Consider the following 26,841-nt stretch of genomic DNA (forward strand, 5'->3'; position numbering starts at 1 on the left):
ATGACACGTTTTCAACTATTATTGTTTTTTATTATGCTAAGTCAAATAAACATAGCACAAAACAAAAAAGTTGAAACATTAAAAGGTCGTGTAGTAAGCAGTAAACAAGAAGTTGTTGGAGTGTATGTGTTAAACAGGTCTAAAAAAAAGGCTACTATTACCAACCCAAACGGAGATTTTTCTGTGCCAGTTAGTTTGCATGATACATTGTTTATTTCTGCAGTACAGTTTAAAAACAGAGAAATTATCATCACAAAAAAAATATTAGACTACAATACCTTCATCATTAATTTAGATGAAACCTTAGAAGAGTTAGATGAGGTTATTTTAGATAATAGAACATTAATTACAGCTAAAAAATTAGGGTTGCCAGGGGCAGATGTAAAACTTTTAGATATTGATGAAAGGGCGTATGATACAGCAACAAATTGGTCTCCAAGTGATACTGTTTTTAGTATAGATCCTATTTTAAACTATTTGTTAGGTAATACAGCCAAGTACAAAGCAAGAGCAATGCGTAACAAACGCTATAAAGCAGGTCAATTTCTATATAAAAACTACTTAGATTCTACTTTTGTTAAAGAACTAAAAATACCAGAGCATAGAGTACAAGAGTTTGTGTTGTATTGTGAGCAAGATGAAGATTTTGATGCCTTTTCTAAGCAAACTAGTGAAATAATTATAAAGGCTTTTTTTAAAATGAAAAGTAAAACATTTTTAGTGTTAAATGATGAGTAATGAGTAAATTATTACTTTTTAGTATTTTAGTTTTTATCACTTTTACTACTGTGGCACAGCAAAAGCGGGTAGACTTAAAAGGTACTGTAACTAGTACTACAGAAGAAGTTGTTGGTGTGTATGTATTAAACAGAACTACAGAAAAAGGAACAATAACCAATTTAAATGGCTATTTTTCTATTCCAGTTCGTGTAAAAGATACCTTAGAGTTTTCTGCAGTTCAGTTTACAAATAAAGTTGTAGTTGTTACAGAAACTATGTTAAAAACTAACAACTATATAGTGCCTTTATACGAGTCTGTAACAACCTTAAATGAAGTTGTAGTAAAGCCTTTTAACTTGTCTGGAGACTTATCTACAGATTTAAATAATTTACCTTTAAAACCAGTAGTTACTGGCAGAACACTTGGTTTACCTAATCAAAATGTAAAAATACTATCTTCAGATGAACGTGCACTGTACTCATCAATGTCTGGCGGACCAATTTTATCGTTAATAAATGCAATAAATGGACAAACCAAATTATTAAAGAAAAGAGTAGAGCGTAACCATAGATACCAGAAAACTATGCGCGTTAAAAGATATTATGCCGACTCTTTATTTGTAAATGAATTAAAGATAGAAAAGGATAAGATAGACTTGTTTATGTGGTACTGTGAGTTTAAAGATGATTTTCAGGCTGTAATAAATACCAAAGACCAGTTAAAAATTTGGGCTTACTTACGTAAAATGAGCGTAGAATTTAGATCAAAAAAATAAAAACATAACCCTATAAAATAAATAACTACACTATATATTTGGCACGCCAATTGCTTACTTTTGGTAATTGTAAATTACATATTATGCTTAAAAAAAGATTTTTATTATTGTTGTTACCCCTTTTTGCTTTTGTTGCCATACATAAATATTATGTGAGTGTAACTAGTGTAAAATATTCTGATAAAGAGCATACTTTGCAAATTACGTCTAGAGTATTCATAGATGATTTTGATGAGCTTTTAAAACAACGTTATGGTATAAAATCTAACTTGGCAACTAAAAAAGAGAATCCCTTAGCAGAAGATTACATTAAAAAATATGTAAAACAAAAGTTTCATATTTACGTAAACGGAGAAGAAGTAGAAATTACATATTTGGGTAAAGAGTATGATACAGACAATATGGTACTTTATTTAGAAGTGCAGAACATATATGATAAAGATTTAAAAACGGTAGAAGTAGAGAGTACAGTGCTAACAGATATTTATGAAGAACAAAAGAATATTGTGCATCTTAAATTCTTAAAAAATAAAAAAAGTGTAGTGTTAACCCGTGTAAATAATAAAGGAATGTTAAAGTTTTAGAACTGCTTTAACAAATCGCTAAAAAAGTGTTAATTTTCGCCTACTTAAAACAATAGAAAATGAACAAAATTAACTACTATTTAGCTGCTGTTCTATTTTTGTTTGCCACTGTAATGGTACAAGCACAAGAACAAACAGAAAAACAAGCTGGCCACACCAACCAAAGTAAATTTAGACAAATGTACCAGGAGTTCTCAACTCCAAACACGTACAGATCTGCTTCAGGAGCACCAGGGCCAGATTATTACCAGCAACAAGCCAACTACAAAATGGATATTGAGTTGGATGATAAAAACGCAAAAATATACGGTGAGGAAACTATTACTTACGTAAACAACTCACCAGACGATTTAGAATTTTTATGGGTTCAGTTAGACCAGAACGTACGTGAAAAAGGAAATAAATCAGCCTTAAGAAACAGTTCTGCTTTACAAGGAGCAATGCCAGTCGGGCAATTTGCCGGATCTCATATGAAAGGTGCAGAATTTGATGGTGGATTTAAAATTCAGCATGTAAAAGATGCAAATGGTAAAGATTTACCATATACAATTAACCAAACTATGATGCGTGTAGACTTACCTACACCATTAAAAAGTAAAAGTGAGGTTTCTTTTTCTATTAAATGGTGGTACAATATACCAGACCATACAGTAAGCAGAGCTAGATCTGGTTATGAGTTTTTTGAAAAAGATGGAAACAGAGCATATGTTATAGCACAGTTTTTCCCAAGAATGGCTGTTTATAATGATGTAGAAGGATGGCAAAACCACCAATTTTGGGGTAGTGGAGAATTTGCACTTCCTTTTGGTGATTACGAAGTAAACATTACCGTACCTGCAGATCATGTTTTAGATGCTACAGGAGTGTTACAAAACAGAAAAGAGGTTTTCTCTAAAGAAATGATGAAGCGTTATGATAAGGCTAAAAAATCTTTTGATAAGCCAGTAGTTATTGTAACACAAAAAGAAGCGGAAGCTGCAGAAAAAGGTTTTTCTAAAGATAAAAAAACATGGAAGTTTGTAGCTAAAAACGTTAGAGATTACGGTTTTGCAACATCTCGTAAATTTATTTGGGATATGCAAAATGTTAAATTGCCAAGTGGTAAAACAGCAATGGCAGTTTCTTTATACCCTAAAGAAGGTAACCCATTATGGGAAGAGTACTCTACTAAAGCAGTAGCGCATACTTTACGTTCTTACTCTAATCATACTTTTGATTATCCTTACCCTAAGGCAATATCTGTACATGCAAAACAACAAGGTATGGAATACCCAATGATTTGCTGGAACTACGGAAGACCAAATGAAAAAGGAGAATACTCAGACCGTACAAAATACGGAATGATTAGTGTTATTATTCATGAAGTTGGTCACAACTTTTTCCCTATGATTGTAAACTCAGATGAGCGTCAGTGGGGTTGGATGGATGAAGGTTTAGATACTTTTATGCAGTATATGGCAGAGCAAGAGTTTGGAGAAGCATACCCAGAAGCTATTGCACCAAATGCTAAATACCCATCTAGAAGAGGTGAGCCATCTAAAATTGTACCTTATATGGCAGGAGACCAAAACTTTATGGCTCCAATAATGTCTAACCCAGAAAACGTGTACCAATTAGGAGCAAACGCTTACGGTAAACCAGCTACAGCCTTAAATATTTTAAGAGAAACTGTAATGGGTAGAGAATTGTTTGATCATGCTTTTAAAACATACTCTCACCGTTGGATGTTTAAACACCCAACACCAGAAGATTTCTTCCGTACTATGGAAGATGCGTCTGCAGTAGATTTAGATTACTACTGGAGAGGTTGGTTCTATACTACAGATTACGTAGATATGGGAGTTAAAGGAGTTAAAAAATACCAAGTATCTAACAAGCCACCTAAGCAAATTAGAGATATTATGGAGCAAAGAAACTTAAAAATGAGTGACTTGCCTCCAATGGTTTTCTTAGCAGATATGGATAGTGAAGATTTTGATGCTAGCTTAAAAGGTAAAAACCCATCTGATGTTTCTACTACATTAAAAGAGTATATGATGGATAACTTAACACCAGCAGAAAGAGCAGCAGTTAAAGAACCAAAATTCTTTTACGAGGTTACTTTTAACAAGCCAGGTGGTATACCAATGCCATTAATTGTAGAGTATACATACGCAGATGGTTCTAAAGAAAATGTTACTTACCCAGCAGAAGTTTGGAGAATGAGTGACAAAGAAATTAAAAAAGTAATTTCTTCTCAAAAAGAACTAGTAGGTATAGTTGTAGATCCTAAAGCAGAAACTGCAGATATAGACACAACAAACAATACTTGGCCAGCTAAAGAAACTAAGTCTGGTTTTGATAAATTTAAAGGGAATTTGAAGAAATAGTTTCAGTCCTAAAAACATAGAAAGCTCCACACTTGTTAATTATTCAAGATGTGGGGCTTTTTTTATGGTGCAAATAAAACTTCTGATTATATTTGTAATATGTATTCAACGTTTATCTTATTTATTAGCGGAGGCGAAATTTTCTTCATTATGTTTATTGTAGTGATGGTCTTTGGCGCAGATAAAGTTCCTGACATTGCAAAGGGCTTAGGCAAAGGTATGCGTCAACTTAAAGATGCTACTGAAGATATTAAACAAGAAATTACTAAAAGCGCAGAAAAGCAAGGTATAGATACCAGTTTTACCAAAGACATTAAAGATGGTGTTACAAAGGTAAAAGATGATGTAGAAGATATTGCTGGCGTTATTAAGAGAAAGTAATTTATGTTAGATAAACTATTGCAATGGGATAGGGATATCTTTATTTACCTAAACAATCTTGGCATTGAAGAGTATGACTCTTTTTGGTCCTTTGTAACCAATATTTCTAGCTGGGTGCCATTATACTTGCTATTTTTTATTCTAATTTTTTACAAACGCCCTAAAAAACAAGCATTGGTAGATTTTGCTACCGTAGTTTTGGTGTTTTTATTTGTATTGTTGTTAACCAACTTAACTAAAGATTTTGTAGGTAGGTTAAGGCCAAGTAGTGATACTACTTTAAGCAATCTTATACGTGTAGTAACCAAAGCTCACGGTTTTAGTTTTTTCTCTGGGCACGCATCATCATCATTTTCGTTAACAACTATAGTGGTATTGGTATTAAGAGATAAGTATAAGTGGGTTTATTTTGCTTATATATGGCCTTTACTGTTTTGTATGAGCAGAATATATGTTGGTGTACATTATCCTTTAGATATTGCTGTAGGTGCTTTAGTAGGTACAGTTTCTGCTTATTTGCTTTATAAACTAAGTAAAAAACTTACAAAACCCTACTTAGTGTAAGTCCGTCTCTAATTGGTAATAAAACGGTCTCTACCCTTGGATCATCCTTTAAACCTTTATTGTAGTCTAGTAATATTTTTGTAGTTATATCTTTTGGACTTAGTGGTTCTACTACCTTACCAGACCACAATACATTATCAGACAAAATAATACCACCAGGTCTTGTTTTGGCTAGTGCAGCTTCAAAATATTTAGGATAGCTCTTTTTTTCTGCATCAATAAAAACCAAATCAAAAGTACCCTCTAGTGTTGGTATAATATCTAAGGCATCGCCAATATGCGCATCAATCTTATCTGCAAAACCACTTTTTTCAAAATACTTTTGTTGTATATGGCTTAGTTCTTCATTAACATCTATAGTGTGTAATTTACCATTTTTACGCAAGCCTTCTGCCAAACAAATAGCAGAGTACCCTGTGTAAGTACCAATTTCTAATATATTTTCTGGAGATATAATTTTAGACAACATACTAAGTACACGTCCTTGAAAATGCCCTGTTAGCATTCTTGGTTGTATAACTTTTAAATGAGTTTCTCTAGTAAGCTCTGTTAAAACTGTTGGTTCATTTTCAGAGTTGTTAGTAATGTAGTTTTCTAGTAATGATGATAAAAAATGCATAAAAAAGTTTTTGCAAAAATAGTTATTTTGATTTCTTATTTTTGAATAAAAATTAAATAGATGCAGTTTAAAAATACTTTAGAGTTTGCCAAAGAATTAGATGTTAATGATGCTTTAAAAGGATATAGAGATCAGTTTTATTTTCCTAAAATTAATGGTAAAGATGCTATTTATTTTACAGGAAATTCTCTTGGGTTACAGCCAAAAACAGCACAAAAATTTGTAGATGATGTAATGCAAGATTGGGCACAACTTGGAGTAGAAGGGCATTTTTATGCAGAAAAATCATGGTGGGATTATCATGAGCGTTTAGCAGCGCCAATGGCTACATTATTAGGAGCAAAAACTAAAGAAGTTTGTGTAATGAATACATTAACTGTAAATCTTCATTTTTTAATGGCTTCATTTTACAGACCTACCGCTAAAAGGTTTAAAATTATTTGCGAAGAAAAAGCATTTCCATCAGACCAATATATGTTAACCAGTCAGGTTAAATTTCACGGTTTTAACCCTAAAGACACTATAGTTGAGGTTAAAAAACGAGAAGGAGAACATTTTTGGCGTACAGAAGATGTTGTGGCTAAAATTAACGAAGTAGGAGATGAGCTTGCACTTGTTTTAATTGGTGGTGTAAATTACTATAACGGTCAGGTTTTTGATATGAAAACGATAACAAAAGCAGGGCAAGATGTTGGTGCTTTTGTAGGTTGGGACTTGGCACACGCAGCAGGTAATATAGAACTTAAATTAAATGAGTGGAATGCAGATTTTGCATCATGGTGTAGTTATAAATATATAAATAGTGGTCCGGGTAATGCATCTGGTATTTATGTTAATGAAAAACATTTGGCAGATGATAGCATACCTAGGCTAGAAGGTTGGTGGGGATCTAAAAAAGAAACACGTTTTTTAATGAAGCCAGAATTTGAGTCTAGCCACACTGCAGACTCTTGGCAAGTAAGTAATCCACCAGTTTTGTCAATGGCTCCTTATTTAGCATCTTTAGAAATGTTTGCAGAAGTTGGTATGCCAGCTTTAATTAAAAAGAGAAATGTAATAGTAGCTTACTTAGAGTTTGTTTTGCAAGAAATAGATAAAGAAGTAGAAACAGCCAATTTTGAGATTATTACACCAAAAGAAAGAGGTACACAATTGTCTGTATTGTTACACGGGCAAGGAAAAGAGTTGTTTAATTATTTAATGAAAAACGGAGTAATAACAGATTGGAGAGAGCCAAACGTAATACGTTTAGCTCCTGCACCATTTTACTGTTCTTTTGAAGATATGTACCGTTTTGGACAAATTTTAAAAGAGGGTATTTTACAAAGTAATTAATTACTTGCTAATACTTTTTACATCTGTAAAGTAAAGTTTAAAATTGCCTTCGGCATTCTTATGGTCTAAGGCAATTTTTAATCCGTTTTGTTCTGTATAATTTTCCCAAGTAGTACTCATAGACGGTTCTGCTGCATTTGCTTTTCTGTACACCCATTCTTTAATTAAATAATCGTCTTCAAAATAAAAATCATAAGCATCACCAGGAGTGTAACCACCATCATTACCATATACAATAGTTAATTTTTGCATTGGTTTTTTACTAATTGGTGCCTCTTCATTTTTGGTAGTTGTAAATGTAATATTGTCTTTATCCCAAACAAGATTAAATGGGGCTAGCAGCCAATACTTATCATTAATAAAACCAGCATTAGTTTTTTTAGCAATAGAGTCCATAGAAGCTCTATTGTAAGCTAACGTATCTGTTGCAGAAATGGCTAAAACATCATTGCTTTTTGTGCGCCAGTTCCAGCTACGGTTAAAGTGGTTTTCCCCGCGGTCTACGTTAAAAGTAAACTGTATTTGTGTAATGTTTTTCCAGTTTTTAAATCCGTGAGCATTAGCAACAGAATCTAAAATTGTAAGCTCTTTTTTTACAGGTTCAAGTGTTTCTTTAGGAGTAACAACGTCTTCTTTTTTAGTTTCCTTACAAGAAATAAAAAGAGTTGTAGCTAGTATAAAAGTGAATATTTTGCGCATAAGATTTAATTTTTTAACAAAGATACTATGTTTTGTAGTATGTTTTATAGATTGATGAAACGTAGCAACGTACTTTATAAATAAATTGATTATTTTTGATGTAAATAAGAAATTAGGCAATGAGTTCAAAAAAAGGTAAAGTTCAAGAAGCAATTGATGAAAAATTGTTGAATGAAAGAAAAGTGTTTTTGTGGGGAATGGTTAATGATGACTCTGCAAAGCACGTTATAGATCGTTTATTGTATTTAGATTTACAGGGAAATGAAGAAATACAGTTGGTTATAAATAGCCCAGGAGGTTACGTAACATCTGGTTTTGCTATTTATGATACTATAAAGTCTTTAAAAAGTCCTGTTTCTACAGTTTGTACTGGTTTAGCAGCATCTATGGGGTCTATATTACTATCTGTTGGTGCTAAAGGAAGACGTTTTATACAACCACACGCACAGGTAATGATTCACCAACCAAGTGGTGGCGCAGGTGGCCAGGCTTCTAATATAGAAATACAAGCAAAAGAAATTATAAAAACTAGAGAGTTAAGTGCTAAAATCTTAGCAGATAATTGTGGTCAAGACTTTGATAAAGTGATGAAAGATTTTGACAGAGATTATTGGATGAATGCAGAAGAATCTGTAGCCTACGGAATTGTAGACGGAATTTTAGAATAAAGTTTACTAAAGTAAAAAGTCCTTCATAAAAATATAATTGTGAAGGACTTTTTTATATGTAGACGATTAACGCGGATGTGTACTATATACGAGTTATTTGCACTGCTTAGATGCTTGTTTGCATAACTTTAACATTCGTTATCACCTCTTTATAACAAAAAATATGTCACAATCTCCAAAAGACATTGCCATAGTTGGCTCCGGATTAGTTGGTTCTTTATTAGCTATTTATTTAAGAAAAGAAGGACATAAAGTTACTGTTTTTGACAGAAGACCAGATATACGTACGGTAGAATTCTCAGGAAGGTCTATTAATCTAGCAATGAGCAATAGAGGTTGGAACGCATTGCAGCAAGTAGGCTTAGAAGATGAAATTAAAAAAATAGCCATACCGTTGTACCAGCGTGCAATGCACGTAGATGGTGTGCCTTTGTACTACCAAAAATATGGTAAAGATGATGAGGCAATTTGGTCTACATCTAGAGGGCTTTTAAATAGAAAAATGATAGACTTGGCAGAGGCCGAAGGAACAAAATTTCGTTTTTCTGAAAAAGTATGGGATGTAGATTTACCTGAAGCAAAAATTTATACAGGAGAAACAGAAAAAGGAGTTTGGGAAGAGTATAAGTTTGACTGTGTTTTTGGTTGTGATGGTGCGTTTTCACGTGTACGTCATAAAATGCAAAGACGTAGTAGGTTTGATTATTCGCAGGAATTTATAAAAGTAGGTTACAAAGAGTTGTCTATTTTACCAAATGAAGATGGTACACATAAATTAGATAAGCACTCTTTTCATATATGGCCACGTGGCAAGTTTATGTTAATAGCTATGCCAAATATAGATGGTAGCTTTACCTGTACGCTTTTTATGCCTTTTGAGGGAGAGATATCTTTTGAGAGTATTACTAACAAGGCAGAGGCTAAAGATTTCTTTTCTACGCATTTTCCTAATGTTATGCCAGATTTAGATAACCTTATTGGAGATTTTTTTAAAAATCCAACTAGTGCAATGGTAACTATGAAATGCTTTCCTTGGACTTATTGGGACAAAGCAGTGCTTGTGGGCGATTCTGCGCACGCTATTGTGCCTTTTTATGGTCAGGGTATGAATGCTGGTTTTGAAGATATTTTTGTGCTTGCTAATATGCTTAAAAAATATCCAGATAATTGGACACTTGCTTTTGAAGAGTATGAAAAAGAGCGTAAGCCAAATGCAGATGCTATTGCAGAGCTTAGTTACAGGAATTTTGTAGAAATGAGTAGTAAAACTGCAGATCCTATGTTTTTACTACAAAAAAAGATAGAGAAAAAATTTGCGGCAGAATACCCAGAAAAATGGTTACCTGTATATTCTAGGGTTACCTTTAGTAACAGGCCGTACGCAGAAGCGTTAGCGTTAGGGGATGAGCAAGAAGCTATAATGAAAAAGATAATGCAACTACCTAATATTGAAGAAAAATGGGATAGTGAAGAAGTTACCAACAAAATAATAGAATTGCTTAAATAAAAAAAGACCGCTAATTAGCGGTCTTTTTTTATAATCATAAAATGCTATTTCTATAATTTAGAAAACATTTTTTGCATTCTTTCATTTTCTTCTTCTGCTAATACAGGGTCTACTAAAATTCTACCACTGTGCTCATCTGTAATAATTTTTTTACGAGCAGCAATCTCTACTTGTACTTGTGGTGGTATAGTAAAGAAAGAACCTCCAGATGCACCTCTTTCAATAGGTACAACAGCTAAACCATTTTTAACATTGGTTCTAATTCTAGTATAAGCTTTTACCAAACGCTCTTCAATCTGATTTTGAAAATCTTCAGATTTTTTAAGTAAGGCTTTTTCCTCCTTTTCAGTTTCAGCTAAAATTTCGCTTAATTCACCTTTTTTGTGTTTTAAGTGAGACTCCTTAGCAGCCAAACGCTCTTTAGTGTCAGCAATAACTTGCTTCTTTTGCTCTATTTGCGCTTTAAATTCTTTAATGTTTTTTTCAGCCAATTGAATTTCTAATTCTTGGAACTCAACTTCTTTAGATAAAGAGTTAAACTCACGGCTGTTTCTTACATTTTTTTGTTGTTCAGCATATTTTTTAATTAGGCCTTTAGATTCCTCAATTAAATTTTTCTTAGCTGTTATTTCATAATTAACTGTTTCTACATCAGTTTTTAATTTGTCCAATCTAGTTTTAAGTCCTAAAACTTCATCTTCCAAATCTTCTACTTCTAACGGGAGTTCACCCCTAACGTTTCTTATCTCATCGACTCTAGAATCAATTAATTGCAAGTCATATAATGCTCTCAATTTTTCTTCTACCGTTGCTTCTTTCTTTTTTGCCATATTTTTAAAAATACTTGATAGGATTTGTAATACTCTCCGATAAAGAGATTGCAAAATTAGGAATTTTTTTTGTAAGTATCTCTACTAAAAGATTTTTTGTAAACTGCTCTGTTTCAAAGTGTCCTATATCTGCTAGTAATATTTTGTTTTCTGCCTCGTAAAATTGATGATATTTTAAGTCAGCTGTAATAAAAACATCAGCGTTTACAGCCTTTGCGGCGGCTATTGCAAAAGAGCCGCTTCCGCCTAGTACAGCTACTCTTTTTATTTTTTTATTTAATAAATTAGAGTGCCTAATACACGCTACATTCATTTTATTTTTAAGATCATTAAGAAAATCTACCTCATTTAAGGCGTTTTCTAGTTCACCAACCATTCCCATACCAATATTTTGGTTTGTATTTTCTAGGGTGGTTATTTCATAGGCAACCTCTTCATAAGAGTGGTTTTTTAGTAAAGTTTGTACAATTTGCTTTTCTTTTGCTTTTTCAAAAGTTACGTTAATTTGTACTTCTTCATCAGTTTCTGTTTTGCCAATTTGGCCAACTGTTGGGTTGGCATTTTGGTTAGGTTTAAAACTGCCTATACCTACGGTAGTAAAACTACAGTTGCTATAATTACCAATATTACCTGCTCCTGCAATAAATAATGCTTCTTTTATTTTGTCAACTTCGTTTTTAGGTGCGTAAGTAGTTAACTTTTTTATTGTACCTTTTTGTGGTATTAATATGTTGGTGTTGGTAAGTCCTAAAACTTCACAAATTTTTGCATTTACACCTTTGTTACTATTGTCTAAGGCAGTGTGCATACTATAAATTGCAATATCATTTTTTATAGCTTTTAAAACCACACGCTCTACGTAATTAGCACCAGTAATTTTTTTTAGACCAGAAAAAATAATAGGATGAAAACTTACTATTAAATTACAATTTTTAGCAATTGCCTCATCTACAACATTTTCTAATGTGTCTAAAGTAACCAATACGCCAGTAACTTTTGTGCTAGCGTTACCAATTAATAGGCCTACATTATCAAAATCTTCTGCGTAATTTAGCGGCGCAAAATCTTCAATAATGTTTGTAATATCTTTTACAGTCATTTTTGATTGCTTTTATGAATATCAAAGATAAAATATTTACTTTCGTTCTTATGCAACTACTCAGAAAATTAGCATTTCCTTTTTCTTTACTCTACGGACTAGTAGTTTATTTGCGTAATTATTTGTTTAATGTTGGTGTGTTTTCTTCAGTATCATTTAAAACGCCAACCATTTGCGTAGGTAATTTAAGTGCTGGTGGTACTGGAAAAACACCTATGATAGAGTTGTTAATACACAACTTGCAAAACCAATATAAACTGGCTGTTTTAAGTAGGGGGTACGGAAGAAAATCTAAAGGTTTATTAATAGCAAACAGCACAACTAGTGTGGAAGAATTGGGAGATGAACCTTATCAAATATACAAGAAATACCCTGCTGTTACAATGGTTGTAGATGGCAACCGTAGAAACGGAATTGCAACCTTAGAAAAGCAAATAAAGCCAGATATTATTTTGTTGGATGATGCATACCAGCATAGAAAAGTTAAGCCAACATTTTCTATACTACTTACTGCATACGGTAACCTATATACAGATGATTGGTATTTGCCAACTGGCAATTTACGTGATGCTAAAAACGAAGCAAAACGTGCTAACGTAATAATTGTAACTAAATGTCCTGGTGCTATAACTGCAAAAGAACAGCAATTGATACAGCAAAAACTTAAGCCTAAAAAACACCAGCAGTTATTGTTTGCAATATTAAGTTATGCTACTACATTAAAAGGGTATAAGTCTCCGTTAACAATAAACAATTTAAAAGATAAAAAGATAACTTTAGTTACAGGTATAGCAAACCCTAAGCCTTTGGTAAATTTTTTAAGTACACAAGGACTAGATTTTGAGCATTTAGCGTATAAAGATCATCATTTTTTTACAGATGCAGAAATAGCAAACTTTGCAAGTAAACCATTTGTAATAACTACAGAAAAGGACTTTGTAAGACTGCAGGGTAAGTTAAGTAATTTATGTTATATAGAAGTGCAGCACCAAATATTACATAAGGGAAAAACAAAACTATTAAACAGTATAAAAAATATTGTTAGGTAATTTTTTTATTGAAGATATTTTCTCCTATTTTTTGATAAAAGTAATCTGGTTTAAAAGGCTTGGTAACAATATCATCACAACCGGCAGCGTAAAAATTCTCTACACTGTCATCTAAAGAAATAGCGGTAAGTGCAATAATAGGAATTTCAGAGTCAAACTTTCTGATCTCAATAGTAGCTTCTACACCACTTATACCTGGCATATGAATATCCATTAAAATAGCGTCATAAGTGTTATTTTGGGCAAGCTCTATGGCTTCTGTACCATTATTAGCAATGTCACTAGCCATTCCTTTTTTAGAAAGCATTTTTTTAGTAATTACTTGGTTTATTTTGTTGTCTTCTACAATAAGTAGTTTTAACCCTTCAAAAATAAACTCTTGTGGTATGTACTCATCTTCAGTATTACTTGCGCCTTTGTCTTTGCAAACAAGTTCTATTTCAAAGCTAAATATAGAGCCAACTCCTTTTGTGCTTTCTAAATGTATAGTGCTCCCAAATAAATTTAATAAGTTTTTTACAATTGTTAAGCCAAGACCTGTACCACCGTATTCTCTATTAATTTGTATAGATCCTTGTTCAAAACTATCAAAAATATTTTCTTGTAATTCATTAGATATTCCTATTCCAGTATCCTTTACTTCAAAATAAATAGTACAAATATCTTCAACTTTTTTAAGTTCATTAATGGTAACAGTAACCTCGCCATTTTTGGTGAATTTTATAGCGTTACCAATTAAATTTATTAGTATTTGTGATATTTTGATAGGGTCTCCTAAATGGGCTCTAGATATTTTTTTGTCTATAACCAAATTAAGTTTTGTATTGTTAGATTTTGCACTTTGTTGTAGAGAATCTATAACATCTTTTATAGTTTTTCTTAGGCTAAACTCAATTTGTAAAGTTTCTAATTTTTGAGCATCAATTTTGTTAACCTGTAGTATATCATTTATAAAATTTAAAAGGTAATCTCCAGAAAATTTAAGTGATTTTAAATGCTCTTTTTGATTTTCAGTAGGGTTTTCTTCTAATAGTAAATTGGTTAAACCGGTAACTGCATATAATGGTGTACGTAGTTCATGACTTACTGTAGATAAAAAATTGGTTTTAGCTTCCATAGCTTTAACCGCTTCATCTTTAGCAATTTCTAACTCTTTATTTGTTTTTTGTAGTAAATTATTTGTTTTAATTTTTATTTGATTGTTTCTGTATAATGAAATTGCCAGTAAAGAAATGATAGCTAAAATGGCAAAAGCAACAATATTTGTACTCTCAGACCTATTTATAGATGCTTCTTGCTCTAAATTTTTATCTAATAAAGTTTTTACATCTTGCTCTAATCCTTCAATATGTATATCATTTGCGGTTCTTTCACTGGCTTTACTTGCGGTTATACCGTATAATGAATCTTTTAAATGAATTAGGTTTTTATTAAAAATTAAAGCTGTGTTGTAGTCTTTAATATCTTCATAAGCTTTGCCAACTAGAGTATTAATTTCTAGCATTTCATTTATAAAACCATTTTTTTTAGCAATTGGTAATGCTTCTAATCCAAATTTTATGCAATCTTCAGGATTGTCAAAAGAATTAATTTTTGCTAAACCTAGGTAGCCTTGAGTTGTAAAGTAATCTTTTTCATAAATATCTGAGTTTACAACAAGTGCATTGTAAAATCTAGATGCTTTTAAAAAATTTGTTTTTTGAAAGTTGATGTTAGCCTGGGTTAAAACTATACGGTTAAGTAAATTACGATCATTACTTAGCTGTTTTGCTTCTGATAATTTTTCTTCGGCCTGAAAATTATTTTTATCTAAGTATAAGTAAATAGCCTCTAGATATTTGCTTTCACTAGAGCCGTATGGGTAGGCTATGTTTTTTAATAAAACTCTTGTTCTGTCCCAATAAAACTTAGATCTGGGTACATTGTTTAGTTCTAAATATAAAAATGCATATTTATGAAAACAATCTATTAACCCTTTTTCATCTTCTTTTTTTTCTGCGTAATCGGCAGCTTTTTGTATGGCCTCTAATGCAGATTTTATGTTGTTTTGATTTTTGTTTTTACGAGCAACAGAAAAGTAATAATCTAAATCTTTAAACGCAGTTGGAGATTCTTGAGCAATTGCACAAGAAAACAGTAAGCAACTAAAAATTGCAGTAAGTACTGTTTTAAATATTAGATTATGTTTTACTTTTTTCAAATATATTTTTTTTGAACCAACAAATTTATGAGGTCAATAATTCTACTGCTGTATCCAGACTCATTATCATACCAACCAATGACCTTTACCATTTTACCAATAACAGAAGTCATCTGAGAATCAAACGTACAAGAATAAGAACTATTGTTTACATCAATAGAAACAATAGGATCTTCGGTGTAATACAGTATTTTTTTTAAGTTGTTGTCTGCGTGGTACTTAAATGCGTTGTTTATTTCTTGTATAGAGGTTTCTTTTTTTACATTAAAGGTAATATCTGTTAATGAGCCATTTGGCACCGGTACTCTAATACCGCAACCTCCAATAACTTCTGCTAACTCTGGAAATATTTTAGTTAAAGCTCTGGCAGCACCAGTTGTAGTTGGTATTATAGATTGCCCTGCAGCTCTTGCTCTACGTAAATCTCTATGAGGCTGGTCATGCAGGCTTTGATCTGTAGTGTAAGAGTGTATGGTTGTAATATACGCTTGCTCTATACCACATAAGTCGTTAATAACTTTTACCATAGGAGCCGCATTATTTGTTGTGCATGATGCATTAGATATAATGTGGTCTTCTGCAGTTATGTCTGTATGATTTATGCCGTAAACTATCATTTTTATAGCATTATCTGCTGGCGGAACTGATAAAATAACCTTATTGGCTCCGTTTTTTAAATGATAATTTAGCTCTTTTTGAGTTTTAAATTTACCTGAAGACTCTATAACTAAGTCTACATTGCTATTGTGCCAAGGAATATCTTTAGGCGTGCTAGCATTTGTTAAATTTATAGTGTTACCGTTTACTACAATAGTATTTTCTGTATTAGATATATTTTCATTAAAAATACCGTGTACACTATCATACTTTAATAAGTGAGCTAATGTTTTAGCATCTGCCAAATCATTAATAGCTACAACATTTAAGTTTGGGTATTGGTTTAATAACCTAAATAAGGTACGGCCAATTCTGCCGAAACCGTTAATACCAATGTTTATTTTTTTCATTTTAAATACGAAAAAATAATGCTTAACAAAAAGCAGTTTTAGCTACTTGTATGTAGGCTAAAATTAGTTAATATGTTTGTGTGCTTTGTATGATGAGCGAACCAGTGCGCCACTCTCTACGTGTCTAAAGCCCATTTCTAGTCCTAGTTCTTCATATTTTTTAAATTGCTCAGGTAAAATAAACTCTTTTACAGGAAGGTGTTTTTTAGAAGGTTGTAGGTATTGGCCAATAGTTACAACATCTACATTTGCAGCTCTAAGGTCTTCCATAACCTTAATAACCTCTTCTTCTTGTTCTCCTAAGCCTAGCATAATACCAGATTTAGTTCTTCTGGCTCCGTTATCTTTTAAATAACGCAGTACATCTAAACTTCTCTCGTATTTAGCTTGTATGCGCACTTCTCTAGTTAGTCTTTTTACAGTTTCCATATTATGAGAAACTACTTCTGGACCAACTTCTATAATGCGGTCTAGGTGAGTGCCTATTCCTTGAAAATCTGGAATAAGAGTTTCTAAAGTTGTTTCTGGGTTCATTCTTCTTATGGCCTTTACAGTTTCTGCCCATATAATAGATCCCATATCTTTTAAATCGTCCCTGTCTACAGATGTAATAACAGCATGTTTAATGCTCATTATTTTAATAGAACGTGCTACTTTTTCTGGTTCTTCCCAATCTACATCTTCCGGTCTTCCTGTTTTTACACCGCAAAATCCGCATGATCTAGTACATACGTTACCAAGAATCATAAATGTAGCTGTGCCTTCTCCCCAACATTCTCCCATATTAGGACAACTACCTGATGTACATATAGTGTTAAGGCTGTATTTGTCTACTAAACCTCTTAACTGTGTGTACTTTTTACCAGTAGGTAGTTTTACTCGTAACCATTTTGGTTTTCCCTTAGGCGGTTTTACGTTATCTACAGTGTTAATACTCATAAAAATATTTTGTACAAATATACAAACAAAATAGCGTTAGTTATAATAGAGTAGAGGTCAAGATTTTGGTTTTGCTGTTATAATTTGAGCAAGTAGTTTTTTTGCGCGTAGTAGCTTTACTTTTACACTATTTATAGGTTCATTAAGCTCGGTTGCAATATCTGCATAGCTTAATTCATTAAAGTAACGCAAGTTTATAATTCTTTGGTAAGCAGGTTTTAGCTTTTTTATGTCTTGTAAAAGATTGGCTAAATTTTGTTCTATTATTAATTGGTCTTCTATGGTAGGTGCATCATCTAATACTTTTATAACATCATCATTGCCATAATTCATATTTTCAAGTACGCTACGCTTTCTTTTTCTAAATAAATCTACGTGTAAATTTTTACCAATAGTAATTAACCAAGTTTTAAACTTGTAGTTACCATCATAGGTGTTTATTTTATCAAAAGCTTTAGAGAAAGTTTGTATTGTTAGGTCTTCTGCGTCGTTTTCGTTTTCGGTTCTTACAAGTAAAAAGCCGTAAACATCATTCCAAAAGGCGTCTAAAAGGTTGCTAAAAGCAATTTGGTTACCTGCTTTAGCTTTGGTTAAGTTGGCGTTAAGTTCTTCTTCAGATAATTTCATAAAAAAAGGCAAATTTTCATTTGCCTATTGTATTTCTGTTGATGCCTCCATTTTGCAATCTTGCTCCGCAGGTAGTTTGCCGCACATACCGCAAGCTTGTCCGTCTTTATTTAAAAAAGGACTTTGGCTAGCACACGTCCCTGCAAATTTGCCATCTTTCTTTGCCCAAATTTTAATTGCAATTCCTGCAAAACCAAGACTAAGAAGGCCTATGGTTAATAAAACTAGTTTCATAATTAAATTTTAAGCAAAGATACTAATTATAGCTTTTATATGTATACACTTTAACGTTAGTTTGCGTATGATATATTAGCTACAATATTTTCTACTGTTGGTGTTTTGTTACCACCTTTAGGTTCTATTGTAATATAACCCATAGCATTTTCTCCGTAAGGTAATGCTAGTAATTTGTCTTTATCTGTAATGTCTTTAATTATACCAATATTAATCATTTTACCATCTACTTCTGCCCACATTTGTAAACATTGGTCTTCTGGTAAATTAGGTATGTTTTTTACATTTATGTATGATAATTTTTTAACAGGGTTAATGTAAGCAACAGCTTTTAATTCTTTAGCTTTTGTGTTGCCTTTTACATTGTACCTTTTTGTTTTAGGGTTGTTAAGTACAATAAATTGGTTTCTAACATCCTCTAATTGTTGTTTCATATTGTTTTCAATAGTCTTCATTTTATTGTTAACAATAGTGTTTTCTTCTTGTAACGATTTGTTTTGGTTCCAGAAGAAGAAAGAAGCAGCTGCAAAAACAAAAGCTAATGAACAAGCAATAGCAATGTACCTGTAAAATTTACTGTGCGATTTTTTCTCTGCTTTTACTCTTTCAAGAATTTTGTTTTTTAAACCATCTGGAGCATCAATTGCATGTAGTTTTGCAAAAATTTCTAAATTTTCTTGCAACTCGTTGTACGTTTTGCTTACCTCTGGGTACATAGCTATGTAGCGCTCTACCCTAAGCGTTTCTTCTGTAGTTGTAGTATCTAAAAGATACTTTTCTAGAAGATCTGATTCTAAGAATTTTTTTATTTTATCTGTCATAACAAAAATGATATAAGTATTGTTAATGCGGTAGAACCGTATATTTTCTTTAATTCTCTTAGTCCAATTTTTAATCTAGACTTTATAGTTCCTAAAGGAATATTTAATTCTTCGCTAGCCTCTTGTTGGGTCATCCCTTCAAAAAATAAGGCTTCAAGGACAATTTTATATTTAGACTCTAACTTGTGTAAGTTATCTTTAACATCCATAAGTTCTGGTCTAGTGCTTTCTGTACCTAAATTATATACGTCTGAAACGTCTATTTGGATTTCCTTATCTGATTTTGTGTTTACACTTCTAAGTTTGTCTATAGCTGTATTACGGGTAATTCTAAATAACCACGTAAATAGTTTAGCCTTAGAGGAGTCATAAGAGTCTGCTTTTTTCCAAATTTTCACAAAACTTTCTTGTAGTACGTCCTGTGCTAAGTCTTCATCTCTAACAACTTTGTTAGCCACACCAAATAAAGTATCACCATAATGGTCGTACAATAAAGATATTGCTTTTTCATCTCTATCTTGTAGTAATTCTACAATATGTTTTTCAAGTAGTGTACTCATTCTAGTTGTGTTACGCTATTTCTGTAAATTTTTTTTACACTGCGGCATCCAAATATACATTTACTAACGTATATAGTTAAACGCAAGATTACAAAAATGATTGCGATAATTAAAATATTTACAACTTAAGTAGGCAGCTGGTTACTGCCACTTATTTTTGGTTAGTTTGGTTTGGTATAACCCCTGTTCCATTTTGGTTTCAGGGGTTATTTTATGATATTAACTTCTGCTTCTATCTGAATGTTAAACTTCTCTAAAACAGAATTCTGTATTTTTTTTGATAGCTCAAGAATTTCATTTCCTGTAGCATTACCATAGTTAACTAAAACTAGCGCTTGGTTTTTGTGTACGCCAGCATCTCCATATCTTTTTCCTTTAAATCCGCATTGTTCTATAAGCCAGCCAGCTGGTATTTTGTACGTATTGTCTGGCAGGGCGTAAAACGGAGCATCAGGGTTATTTTGGCTAAAGTTATCAAAAATTAATTTGTCTACTATTGGGTTCTTAAAAAAGCTGCCGCTATTTCCAATTTCAACCGGATTTGGCAGTTTACTTTTTCTAATAGCTATAACAGCATCAGAAACATCTTTAATAGTAGGTTTTGTAATATTGTTTTTTTGTAGTTCTGTTTTTATTGCACCATAAGATACCTTTAAATTATGGTCTTTTTTGGTTAGTTTTAAAACTACAGATGTAATAATGTATTTGCCTTTTCCTTCATTTTTAAAGAAAGAATCTCGGTAGCCAAATTTACATTCTTCTTTGGTAAAGCTGTGTATTTCTCCGCTTTTTATATGTAATGCATTACAGCTTACAAAGGAGTCTTTAAGTTCTACGCCATATGCACCAATGTTTTGTATAGGAGCAGTACCTGTGTTACCTGGTATTAGAGACATATTTTCTAGTCCGCCATAATTATGGTCTAAAGACCAAAGTACAAGATTATGCCAATTTTCACCAGCCATAACATTTAGCCATACATTGGCACTATCTTCTTTACTAATGCTTATGCCTTTAATAGCAATGTGTATAACCAAAGCATTAATATTAGTGGTAATAAGCATATTGCTACCACCACTAATAATAAATTTGTTTGGGTAATTTGGTAATGCTACAGCTTCTTTTAACTCTTCTACGGAAGTTACCTCGCAGAAGTATGATGCTTTAGCGTCTATACCAAATGTATTGTATTCCTTTAATGATATGTTTTCTTTAATAACCATTAATCTTGGTATACAGCTAAAGCTTCTTTTAAGATGTTTACGGCTCTTTTTAAGCTTTCTTTATCTAAAACGTATGCTATTCTTATTTGGTTTTTGCCTAAACCTTTTGTAGCGTAAAAGCCAGCAGCAGGTGCAACCATAACAGTTTCATTATTAATATTAAAATCTTCTAAAAGCCACTGAGCAAATTTATCTGCGTCTTTAATAGGTAATTCTGCTATGCAATAAAAAGCTCCTTGTGGTTTAGCAACACGTACGCCTTTTACTTTTTCTAATTCTGTTATTAATATGTTTCTGCGTTCTACATATTCTTCAATAACATTTGTAAAATAACTATTAGGTGTTTCTAAAGCAGCTTCACTAGCAATTTGTGCATATGTTGGCGGAGATAGTCTTGCTTGTGCAAATTTAAGAGCTGTTTTTACAAGTTCTTTGTTTTTAGAAACAAGGCACCCAATACGAGCACCACACATACTATATCTTTTAGAAACAGAATCTACAATTATTGCATTTTCCTCTAAACCTTCTTCCTGTAAAATAGAGTAGTGCTCTTTACCGTCATATGTAAACTCTCTGTATACTTCATCTGCAATTAAAAACAAATTGTGTTTTTTTACAATTGCAGCTAGTTTTTTTATTTCTTCTTTACTGTATAGATAACCAGTTGGATTGCCTGGGTTACAAATTAAAATTGCTTTAGTTTTAGAAGTTATTAATTTTTCAAATTCTTCTATAGGTGGTAATGCAAAGTTATTTTCTATTTTAGACACTACAGGAACAACATGTACACCAGCTGCAGTTGCAAAACCGTTATAGTTTGCATAAAAAGGTTCTGGTATAATAATTTCATCATCAGCATCAGCAATGCTACCCATTACAAAGGCTAAAGCTTCAGAGCCTCCAGTTGTTACAATAATTTCTTGTGCGGTAACATTAATATGTTGCTTTTTATAATACGCAGCTATTTTTTCTCTATATGTTTCAGACCCCTCTGTTCTGCTATAGGCAATAACATCTAATGTATTATTTTTTACTGCATCTAAAGCTACTTGGGGAGTTTTAATATCTGGCTGACCAATATTTAAGTGAATAACATTTATTCCTTTTTTCTTAGCGTTTTCTGCATAAGGTACCAATTTACGAATTGGTGATTCTGGCATTGCTAGCCCTTTTGTTGAAATTGATGGCATAAAAAAATATTTTAGGCAAAAATGAGAAATACAAGCATAGAAAACAACACCATAATGCTTAATTTTTATCTATTTAAGACCATAAATTAAGTAGGTTAACATTTTTTTTTGTATTTTATATGGGTATATGCTGAAAATCAGTATCAATGAAACTAAAAGCTTTAATTTTTTGTATGCTTTTTTCAATAGTTTCTGGAGCTCAAACTTTTGAGTTGCCAGAAGGTAAAAAGTATGAGAAAATTAAGTTTAAACTAGTAAATAACCTTATTGTTTTACCAGCCAAAATTAATGGAGCTCAGTTTACCTTTATATTAGATACTGGGGTAAGTAAGCCTATTCTGTTTAATTTTGCTGATCAAGATTCTGTAGATATTAAAAATGTATCAGAAATTACAATAAGAGGATTAGGTGGTGGTGAGCCAATAAAAGCGTTAAAATCTACAGGAAACTTATTAGAACTAAACTCTTTTAAGAATGCCAATCAATTGGTATATATAGTTTTAGATAAAGACTTAAACTTTTCTCCTAAATTAGGAATGCCTGTACACGGAATTTTGGGGTATGACTTTTTTAAAAATCATATTGTAGAAATTAACTATACAAATACCTTTATTAAGGTGCATAACCCTAAAAACTATAAACAATCTAAAAATAAAAAAATAGAATACTTACCACTAAGTTTAGAGCGTAAAAAGGCTTACATAGAGGCTAAAGCACTAGTTAAAAAAAATACTGTGCCTGTTAAATTACTTATAGATACAGGTAGTAGTGATGCTGTTTGGCTTTTTGAGAATAAAATAAAAGGTATTTCTATACAGCATAAATATTTTGAAGATTTTTTAGGGAAAGGGTTAAGTGGAGATATATATGGTAAAAGGACCAAAATAGATCAGTTTAAGTTAGGAAGTTATGTTATTAAGGATACAAAAACAGCTTTTCCAGATAGTATTTCTGTAAAATACTTAACTAAAAAAGGAGAACGTAATGGTAGTGTTGGAGGAGAAGTCTTAAAACGATTTAATTGGGTTTTTGACTATCCTAATAAACAAGTTTCTTTCAAAAAAAATTCTAACTACAAAAAGCCATTTTGGTTTAGAACTAGTGGTATGGCTTTACAACATGGTGGTTTGCGCTATATTAAACAAAGTAGGGTAAATGCAAAAAAAGGTCTTGGTAATGTAAGTAATAATAGTTTTGCTTCTAATGTAACTGTTAGTTATGATAATGAAGTTGTAATAAGCTTAGTGCCGCAAATAGTTGTGTCAAACCTTAGAGAAGGGAGTCCTGCTAAAGATGCTGGCTTAAAAATAGGAGATGTTATATTAGAAGTAAATAAAAAAGAAGCACACAAATATAAGCTACAAGAGTTAACGCATATGGTAGATGATTTGCCAGGTAAAAAAGTAGTGGTGCTAGTAGAGCGTAGAGGAGAAAGGCTACTTTTTAACTTGCGTATTAAAAATTTATTTAAATAAAAAAGGCACTCTAAAAATAGAGTGCCTTTTGTTTATTGTGGTGTGTTGTAATTATTGTGCTACCGATTTAGCTTCTACAAGTTCACCTTTTATTTTTAAAACCTTAGTTGGCGTTTCTGCATTAGAAATAACAGTAATTGCTTTTCTAATAGGCCCTGCAGGTCTTTTAGTGTCGTATTTTACTTCAATTACACCAGTTTTACCAGGCATAATAGGCTCTTTTGGTTTTTTAGGAATAGTACATCCACAGCTAGAGTTTACCTTGCTAATAATTAAAGGAGCATCTCCAGTATTTGTAAATTCAAAAACTCTAACACCGTTACCACCACGTTCAACTTTTCCGTAGTCTACAGTTTCAGTTTTAAATTCAATTTTAGCCTTTTTGTCTTGTGCACTTAGGTTAAATGCTAGTAGGCCAACAAATAATACTAATACTATCTTTTTCATCATTTTGGGTTTAAATTAAGATCAAATATACTATTTACTATTTAACCTTTAAAAATTCTTTTGTTATGTGATAACGTTACTTATTTTTGTTTCGTATTTAAACACAGTAAAAATCCTTAATTTTTCTTTAAATTTGCAGGCTTTATTGTTAAAATTAAATACTCACGCTAAGAGTAAAACAAAAACTATACCAAAGAATGGAACTTGCATCAAAATACGATTCTCAAAAATCTGAAAACCAGTGGTATGACTATTGGTTAAAACATAAATATTTTCATTCTACTCCAGATGACAGAGAGCCATATACCATTGTAATACCACCGCCAAATGTTACAGGTGTGTTACATATGGGGCATATGTTAAATAACACAATACAAGATGTTTTAATACGTAGAGCTCGTTTACAAGGTAAAAACGCATGCTGGGTTCCTGGTACAGATCATGCATCTATAGCAACAGAAGCAAAAGTTGTAGCTAAATTAAAAGAAAAGGGAATTAATAAGGCCGACTTAACAAGGGAGGAGTTTTTAAAGCATGCTTGGGATTGGACAGATGAGTATGGAGGCGTTATTTTAGATCAACTTAAAAAATTAGGATGTTCTTGTGACTGGGACCGTACGTCTTTTACTATGGATGACCATATGTCTGCATCTGTAATAAAAGTTTTTGTTGATTTATACAACAAAGGAAAAATATACCGTGGTTACCGTATGGTTAACTGGGATCCTGAGGCACAAACTACCTTGTCTGATGAAGAGGTTATTCATGAAGAAAAACAAGGGAACCTTTATTATATCAATTATAAAATTGAGGGATCTGATGATACTTTAACTATTGCAACTACACGTCCAGAAACTATTTTTGGAGATACAGCAATTTGTATAAACCCTAATGATGAACGTTTTACTCATTTAAAAGGTAAAAAAGCAATTGTACCAATAGTAAATAGAGTTATACCTATTATAGAAGATGAGTATGTAGATCTAGAGTTTGGTACTGGTTGTTTAAAAGTTACGCCTGCTCATGATGTAAATGATAAAAATTTAGGTGATAAGCATAATTTAGAAGTGGTAGATATTTTTAATGCAGATGCTACTTTAAATAGCTTTGGTTTGCATTATGAAGGTAAAGATAGGTTTGTTGTTCGTAAAGAAATATCTAAAGAGTTAGAAGAAAAAGGCTTTTTAATTAAAACAGAACAGCATTTAAATAAAGTTGGTACATCAGAACGTACAAAGGCTGTTATAGAACCAAGATTGTCAGATCAGTGGTTTTTAAAGATGGAAGAGTTGGCTAAGCCAGCTATAGAGGCTGTACTTGGAGATAATGCTGAGGTTAAATTGTTTCCTAAAAAGTTTGAGAATACATACCGTCACTGGATGGAAAATATTAGAGATTGGAATATTTCTCGACAGTTATGGTGGGGACAGCAAATACCAGCTTACTATTTTGGAGACGGTAAAGATGATTTTGTTGTAGCAGAAAATAAAGAAGATGCGCTAAAATTAGCTCAAGAAAAATCTGGTAACACGGCATTAACGGCAAAAGATCTACGTCAGGATGAAGATGCATTAGATACGTGGTTTTCTTCTTGGTTGTGGCCAATGAGTGTTTTTAATGGTGTTTTAGAACCAGAAAACGAAGAAATTAAATACTACTACCCAACAAACGACTTAGTTACTGGTCCGGATATTTTATTCTTCTGGGTTGCACGTATGATAGTTGCTGGGTATGAATATAAAGATCAAAAACCTTTTGAAAACGTTTACTTAACTGGCTTGGTTAGAGATAAACAAAGACGTAAAATGTCTAAATCATTAGGAAATTCTCCTGATGCTCTCAAGTTAATTGAAGAGTACGGTGCAGATGGGGTTAGAGTAGGACTTTTGTTGAGTTCTGCTGCTGGTAACGATTTAATGTTTGATGAAGCCCTTTGCCAACAAGGTAAAAACTTTGCGAATAAAATATGGAACGGATTTAGATTAATAAAAGGGTGGGAGGTAGCAGATATAGCACAACCTGAAGCATCTAAAATTGGACTAGAGTGGTATAATGCTAAGTTTAATAAAACATTGTTAGAAATTGAAGACCATTTTAGTAAATACCGTATTTCAGATGCATTAATGGCAATTTATAAATTGGTTTGGGATGATTATAGCTCTTGGTTGTTAGAAATTGTAAAACCAGCCTACCAGCAACCAATAGATAGAACTACGTATAATGCTTTAATTACAGTTTTTGAACAAAACTTAAAATTATTGCATCCGTTTATGCCATTTTTAACTGAAGAAGTTTGGCAACATATAGAGGATCGTAAACCAGAGCAAGCATTAGTTGTGGCACAATGGCCAGAGCAACAAAAGGTAGATGAAGCTGTAATTGCGAATTTTGATTTTGCAGCCGAAGTTGTGTCTGGAGTAAGAACCATAAGAAAGGAGAAAAACATACCAATGAAAGAAGCTTTAGAGTTATCTGTGTTAAATGCAGAAAATGTATCTAAAGAGTGGGATGTTGTTATTGCTAAGCTTACTAATGTTTCTTCAATTTCTTATACAGATGCAGCTGTAGATGGGGCACTATCTTTTAGAGTAAAATCTAATGAGTATTTTATACCAATGGTTGGCGCAATAGATATTGAAGCAGAAATAAAAAAGATTGAAGAAGAGTTAAAATACACTAAAGGCTTTTTAATTTCTGTACAAAAGAAACTAAGTAATGAGCGTTTTGTAAACAATGCACCAGAAAAGGTTATTGAAATAGAGCGCAAAAAACAAGCAGATGCTGAAGCAAAAATTGAAACTTTAGAAAAAAGCTTAAAAGGTTTGCAGTAAGCCTTTATGGTTGATAAATATGCAAAAGCTACTCTGTACAGAGTAGCTTTTTTTTGTTAAAAACAGCAATGTAAGACGTTTGTTTTT

Annotated in this window: 26 protein-coding genes; 12 read left to right on the plus strand and 14 right to left on the minus strand. The window is 32.2% G+C overall.

From position 1 onward, the window contains the following. The 6 genes from JM80_RS07435 (at nt 1) to JM80_RS07460 (ending at nt 5,394) form a co-directional block, all read left to right on the plus strand. Nucleotides 1-738: a hypothetical protein gene (locus JM80_RS07435; RefSeq protein ID WP_144709614.1), complete on the plus strand. Its 738-nt coding sequence runs from the start codon at nt 1-3 to the stop codon at nt 736-738. Beyond that, complete coding sequence (locus tag JM80_RS07440) at nt 738-1,496, plus strand: carboxypeptidase-like regulatory domain-containing protein (RefSeq protein WP_144709615.1); 759 nt, start codon at nt 738-740, stop codon at nt 1,494-1,496. Before JM80_RS07435 ends, JM80_RS07440 begins: the two co-directional genes overlap by 1 nt. An 83-nt stretch (nt 1,497-1,579) precedes the next feature. After that, nucleotides 1,580-2,080, plus strand: coding sequence for a DUF6702 family protein (locus JM80_RS07445; RefSeq protein ID WP_255436706.1), 501 nt, complete (start codon nt 1,580-1,582; stop codon nt 2,078-2,080). Nucleotides 2,081-2,139: 59 nt separating this feature from the next. Then, a complete protein-coding gene (locus JM80_RS07450; protein ID WP_013620184.1) occupies nt 2,140-4,449 on the plus strand; it encodes a M1 family metallopeptidase in 2,310 nt (769 codons plus the stop codon). Between the two features lie 99 nt (nt 4,450-4,548). Then, the gene (locus JM80_RS07455; RefSeq protein ID WP_034646275.1) at nt 4,549-4,830 is read left to right on the plus strand and encodes a twin-arginine translocase TatA/TatE family subunit; all 282 of its coding nucleotides are present in this window, start codon (nt 4,549-4,551) and stop codon (nt 4,828-4,830) included. A gap of 3 nt (nt 4,831-4,833) precedes the next feature. Then, nucleotides 4,834-5,394, plus strand: a complete 561-nt coding sequence (locus tag JM80_RS07460; RefSeq protein WP_013620182.1) for a phosphatase PAP2 family protein — start codon at nt 4,834-4,836, stop codon at nt 5,392-5,394. On the opposite strand, the gene JM80_RS07465 is transcribed toward JM80_RS07460, so the two are convergent. Continuing rightward, nucleotides 5,372-6,013, minus strand: a complete 642-nt coding sequence (locus JM80_RS07465) for an O-methyltransferase (RefSeq protein WP_013620181.1) — start codon at nt 6,011-6,013, stop codon at nt 5,372-5,374. The genes JM80_RS07460 and JM80_RS07465 overlap by 23 nt on opposite strands. A gap of 60 nt (nt 6,014-6,073) precedes the next feature. Between JM80_RS07465 and kynU the strand changes: the two genes are divergently transcribed. Beyond that, complete coding sequence (kynU, locus tag JM80_RS07470) at nt 6,074-7,348, plus strand: kynureninase (RefSeq protein WP_013620180.1); 1,275 nt, start codon at nt 6,074-6,076, stop codon at nt 7,346-7,348. On the opposite strand, the gene JM80_RS07475 is transcribed toward kynU, so the two are convergent. Next, on the minus strand, nt 7,349-8,047 hold the full coding sequence (locus tag JM80_RS07475; protein WP_034646262.1) for a hypothetical protein: 699 nt from the start codon (nt 8,045-8,047) through the stop codon (nt 7,349-7,351). It abuts the gene before it with no gap. A 119-nt stretch (nt 8,048-8,166) separates the two neighbouring features. Here JM80_RS07475 and JM80_RS07480 point away from each other — a divergent pair, with 119 nt between their 5' ends. Both JM80_RS07480 and JM80_RS07485 read left to right on the plus strand, forming a co-directional pair. Continuing rightward, nucleotides 8,167-8,715, plus strand: a complete 549-nt coding sequence (locus JM80_RS07480; RefSeq protein ID WP_013620178.1) for a ClpP family protease — start codon at nt 8,167-8,169, stop codon at nt 8,713-8,715. 163 nt (nt 8,716-8,878) lie between these two features. Then, nucleotides 8,879-10,222 carry an NAD(P)/FAD-dependent oxidoreductase gene (locus JM80_RS07485; RefSeq protein WP_144709617.1) on the plus strand — a complete coding sequence of 448 codons (1,344 nt, stop codon included), beginning with the start codon at nt 8,879-8,881 and terminating at the stop codon, nt 10,220-10,222. A 50-nt stretch (nt 10,223-10,272) separates the two neighbouring features. On the opposite strand, the gene JM80_RS07490 is transcribed toward JM80_RS07485, so the two are convergent. Together JM80_RS07490 and JM80_RS07495 are read right to left on the minus strand one after the other, a co-directional pair. Beyond that, the gene (locus tag JM80_RS07490; RefSeq protein WP_013620176.1) at nt 10,273-11,052 is read right to left on the minus strand and encodes a zinc ribbon domain-containing protein; all 780 of its coding nucleotides are present in this window, start codon (nt 11,050-11,052) and stop codon (nt 10,273-10,275) included. A gap of 4 nt (nt 11,053-11,056) precedes the next feature. Next, on the minus strand, nt 11,057-12,151 hold the full coding sequence (locus JM80_RS07495; RefSeq protein WP_144709618.1) for a Nif3-like dinuclear metal center hexameric protein: 1,095 nt from the start codon (nt 12,149-12,151) through the stop codon (nt 11,057-11,059). A 50-nt stretch (nt 12,152-12,201) separates the two neighbouring features. Here JM80_RS07495 and lpxK point away from each other — a divergent pair, with 50 nt between their 5' ends. Beyond that, entirely contained in the window at nt 12,202-13,200 is a 999-nt protein-coding gene (gene lpxK / locus JM80_RS07500) for a tetraacyldisaccharide 4'-kinase (protein WP_144709619.1), read from the plus strand. On the opposite strand, the gene JM80_RS07505 is transcribed toward lpxK, so the two are convergent. From JM80_RS07505 to JM80_RS07545, 9 genes are all read right to left on the minus strand, one after another. After that, entirely contained in the window at nt 13,193-15,400 is a 2,208-nt protein-coding gene (locus JM80_RS07505; RefSeq protein ID WP_034646257.1) for an ATP-binding protein, read from the minus strand. The genes lpxK and JM80_RS07505 overlap by 8 nt on opposite strands. Further along, on the minus strand, nt 15,397-16,407 hold the full coding sequence (gap, locus tag JM80_RS07510; protein WP_013620172.1) for a type I glyceraldehyde-3-phosphate dehydrogenase: 1,011 nt from the start codon (nt 16,405-16,407) through the stop codon (nt 15,397-15,399). Before gap ends, JM80_RS07505 begins: the two co-directional genes overlap by 4 nt. 63 nt (nt 16,408-16,470) lie before the next feature. After that, nucleotides 16,471-17,346, minus strand: a complete 876-nt coding sequence (gene lipA, locus JM80_RS07515) for a lipoyl synthase (RefSeq protein WP_013620171.1) — start codon at nt 17,344-17,346, stop codon at nt 16,471-16,473. Between the two features lie 57 nt (nt 17,347-17,403). Further along, nucleotides 17,404-17,973, minus strand: coding sequence for an RNA polymerase sigma factor (locus JM80_RS07520; protein ID WP_013620170.1), 570 nt, complete (start codon nt 17,971-17,973; stop codon nt 17,404-17,406). 24 nt (nt 17,974-17,997) lie between these two features. Next, nucleotides 17,998-18,207 (minus strand): hypothetical protein, encoded by a 210-nt coding sequence (locus JM80_RS07525; protein WP_013620169.1) that lies wholly within the window; start codon nt 18,205-18,207, stop codon nt 17,998-18,000. A gap of 56 nt (nt 18,208-18,263) precedes the next feature. Beyond that, nucleotides 18,264-19,028, minus strand: a complete 765-nt coding sequence (locus JM80_RS07530) for an anti-sigma factor (RefSeq protein ID WP_013620168.1) — start codon at nt 19,026-19,028, stop codon at nt 18,264-18,266. Further along, a complete protein-coding gene (locus JM80_RS07535; protein WP_013620167.1) occupies nt 19,025-19,588 on the minus strand; it encodes an RNA polymerase sigma factor in 564 nt (187 codons plus the stop codon). The genes JM80_RS07530 and JM80_RS07535 overlap by 4 nt, the downstream gene beginning before the upstream one ends. 206 nt (nt 19,589-19,794) lie before the next feature. Beyond that, on the minus strand, nt 19,795-20,811 hold the full coding sequence (gene murB / locus JM80_RS07540; RefSeq protein ID WP_144709620.1) for a UDP-N-acetylmuramate dehydrogenase: 1,017 nt from the start codon (nt 20,809-20,811) through the stop codon (nt 19,795-19,797). Then, complete coding sequence (locus JM80_RS07545) at nt 20,811-22,001, minus strand: pyridoxal phosphate-dependent aminotransferase (RefSeq protein ID WP_013620165.1); 1,191 nt, start codon at nt 21,999-22,001, stop codon at nt 20,811-20,813. Before JM80_RS07545 ends, murB begins: the two co-directional genes overlap by 1 nt. Nucleotides 22,002-22,147: 146 nt before the next feature. Here JM80_RS07545 and JM80_RS07550 point away from each other — a divergent pair, with 146 nt between their 5' ends. Continuing rightward, nucleotides 22,148-23,476 (plus strand): aspartyl protease family protein, encoded by a 1,329-nt coding sequence (locus JM80_RS07550; protein WP_034646255.1) that lies wholly within the window; start codon nt 22,148-22,150, stop codon nt 23,474-23,476. A gap of 51 nt (nt 23,477-23,527) precedes the next feature. On the opposite strand, the gene JM80_RS07555 is transcribed toward JM80_RS07550, so the two are convergent. Then, nucleotides 23,528-23,926 (minus strand): DUF1573 domain-containing protein, encoded by a 399-nt coding sequence (locus tag JM80_RS07555; RefSeq protein WP_013620163.1) that lies wholly within the window; start codon nt 23,924-23,926, stop codon nt 23,528-23,530. Nucleotides 23,927-24,120: 194 nt separating this feature from the next. Between JM80_RS07555 and JM80_RS07560 the strand changes: the two genes are divergently transcribed. Then, the gene (locus JM80_RS07560) at nt 24,121-26,754 is read left to right on the plus strand and encodes a valine--tRNA ligase (RefSeq protein WP_144709621.1); all 2,634 of its coding nucleotides are present in this window, start codon (nt 24,121-24,123) and stop codon (nt 26,752-26,754) included. Nucleotides 26,755-26,841 lie beyond the last annotated feature (87 nt).

Source organism: Cellulophaga sp. RHA_52, from assembly GCF_007827205.1.
In the GTDB taxonomy this organism is placed as follows: domain Bacteria; phylum Bacteroidota; class Bacteroidia; order Flavobacteriales; family Flavobacteriaceae; genus Cellulophaga; species Cellulophaga lytica.

What these genes read in the sequence shown, in the direction of transcription:
- JM80_RS07435 (WP_144709614.1), top strand. Translation starts at nt 1, where the DNA reads ATGACACGTTTTCAACTATTATTGTTTTTTATTATGCTAAGTCAAATA.
- JM80_RS07440 (WP_144709615.1), top strand. Translation starts at nt 738, where the DNA reads ATGAGTAAATTATTACTTTTTAGTATTTTAGTTTTTATCACTTTTACT.
- JM80_RS07445 (WP_255436706.1), top strand. Translation starts at nt 1,580, where the DNA reads ATGCTTAAAAAAAGATTTTTATTATTGTTGTTACCCCTTTTTGCTTTT.
- JM80_RS07450 (WP_013620184.1), top strand. Translation starts at nt 2,140, where the DNA reads ATGAACAAAATTAACTACTATTTAGCTGCTGTTCTATTTTTGTTTGCC.
- JM80_RS07455 (WP_034646275.1), top strand. Translation starts at nt 4,549, where the DNA reads ATGTATTCAACGTTTATCTTATTTATTAGCGGAGGCGAAATTTTCTTC.
- JM80_RS07460 (WP_013620182.1), top strand. Translation starts at nt 4,834, where the DNA reads ATGTTAGATAAACTATTGCAATGGGATAGGGATATCTTTATTTACCTA.
- JM80_RS07465 (WP_013620181.1), bottom strand. Translation starts at nt 6,013, where the DNA reads ATGCATTTTTTATCATCATTACTAGAAAACTACATTACTAACAACTCT.
- kynU (WP_013620180.1), top strand. Translation starts at nt 6,074, where the DNA reads ATGCAGTTTAAAAATACTTTAGAGTTTGCCAAAGAATTAGATGTTAAT.
- JM80_RS07475 (WP_034646262.1), bottom strand. Translation starts at nt 8,047, where the DNA reads ATGCGCAAAATATTCACTTTTATACTAGCTACAACTCTTTTTATTTCT.
- JM80_RS07480 (WP_013620178.1), top strand. Translation starts at nt 8,167, where the DNA reads ATGAGTTCAAAAAAAGGTAAAGTTCAAGAAGCAATTGATGAAAAATTG.
- JM80_RS07485 (WP_144709617.1), top strand. Translation starts at nt 8,879, where the DNA reads ATGTCACAATCTCCAAAAGACATTGCCATAGTTGGCTCCGGATTAGTT.
- JM80_RS07490 (WP_013620176.1), bottom strand. Translation starts at nt 11,052, where the DNA reads ATGGCAAAAAAGAAAGAAGCAACGGTAGAAGAAAAATTGAGAGCATTA.
- JM80_RS07495 (WP_144709618.1), bottom strand. Translation starts at nt 12,151, where the DNA reads ATGACTGTAAAAGATATTACAAACATTATTGAAGATTTTGCGCCGCTA.
- lpxK (WP_144709619.1), top strand. Translation starts at nt 12,202, where the DNA reads ATGCAACTACTCAGAAAATTAGCATTTCCTTTTTCTTTACTCTACGGA.
- gap (WP_013620172.1), bottom strand. Translation starts at nt 16,407, where the DNA reads ATGAAAAAAATAAACATTGGTATTAACGGTTTCGGCAGAATTGGCCGT.
- lipA (WP_013620171.1), bottom strand. Translation starts at nt 17,346, where the DNA reads ATGAGTATTAACACTGTAGATAACGTAAAACCGCCTAAGGGAAAACCA.
- JM80_RS07520 (WP_013620170.1), bottom strand. Translation starts at nt 17,973, where the DNA reads ATGAAATTATCTGAAGAAGAACTTAACGCCAACTTAACCAAAGCTAAA.
- JM80_RS07525 (WP_013620169.1), bottom strand. Translation starts at nt 18,207, where the DNA reads ATGAAACTAGTTTTATTAACCATAGGCCTTCTTAGTCTTGGTTTTGCA.
- JM80_RS07530 (WP_013620168.1), bottom strand. Translation starts at nt 19,028, where the DNA reads ATGACAGATAAAATAAAAAAATTCTTAGAATCAGATCTTCTAGAAAAG.
- JM80_RS07535 (WP_013620167.1), bottom strand. Translation starts at nt 19,588, where the DNA reads ATGAGTACACTACTTGAAAAACATATTGTAGAATTACTACAAGATAGA.
- murB (WP_144709620.1), bottom strand. Translation starts at nt 20,811, where the DNA reads ATGGTTATTAAAGAAAACATATCATTAAAGGAATACAATACATTTGGT.
- JM80_RS07545 (WP_013620165.1), bottom strand. Translation starts at nt 22,001, where the DNA reads ATGCCATCAATTTCAACAAAAGGGCTAGCAATGCCAGAATCACCAATT.
- JM80_RS07550 (WP_034646255.1), top strand. Translation starts at nt 22,148, where the DNA reads ATGAAACTAAAAGCTTTAATTTTTTGTATGCTTTTTTCAATAGTTTCT.
- JM80_RS07555 (WP_013620163.1), bottom strand. Translation starts at nt 23,926, where the DNA reads ATGATGAAAAAGATAGTATTAGTATTATTTGTTGGCCTACTAGCATTT.
- JM80_RS07560 (WP_144709621.1), top strand. Translation starts at nt 24,121, where the DNA reads ATGGAACTTGCATCAAAATACGATTCTCAAAAATCTGAAAACCAGTGG.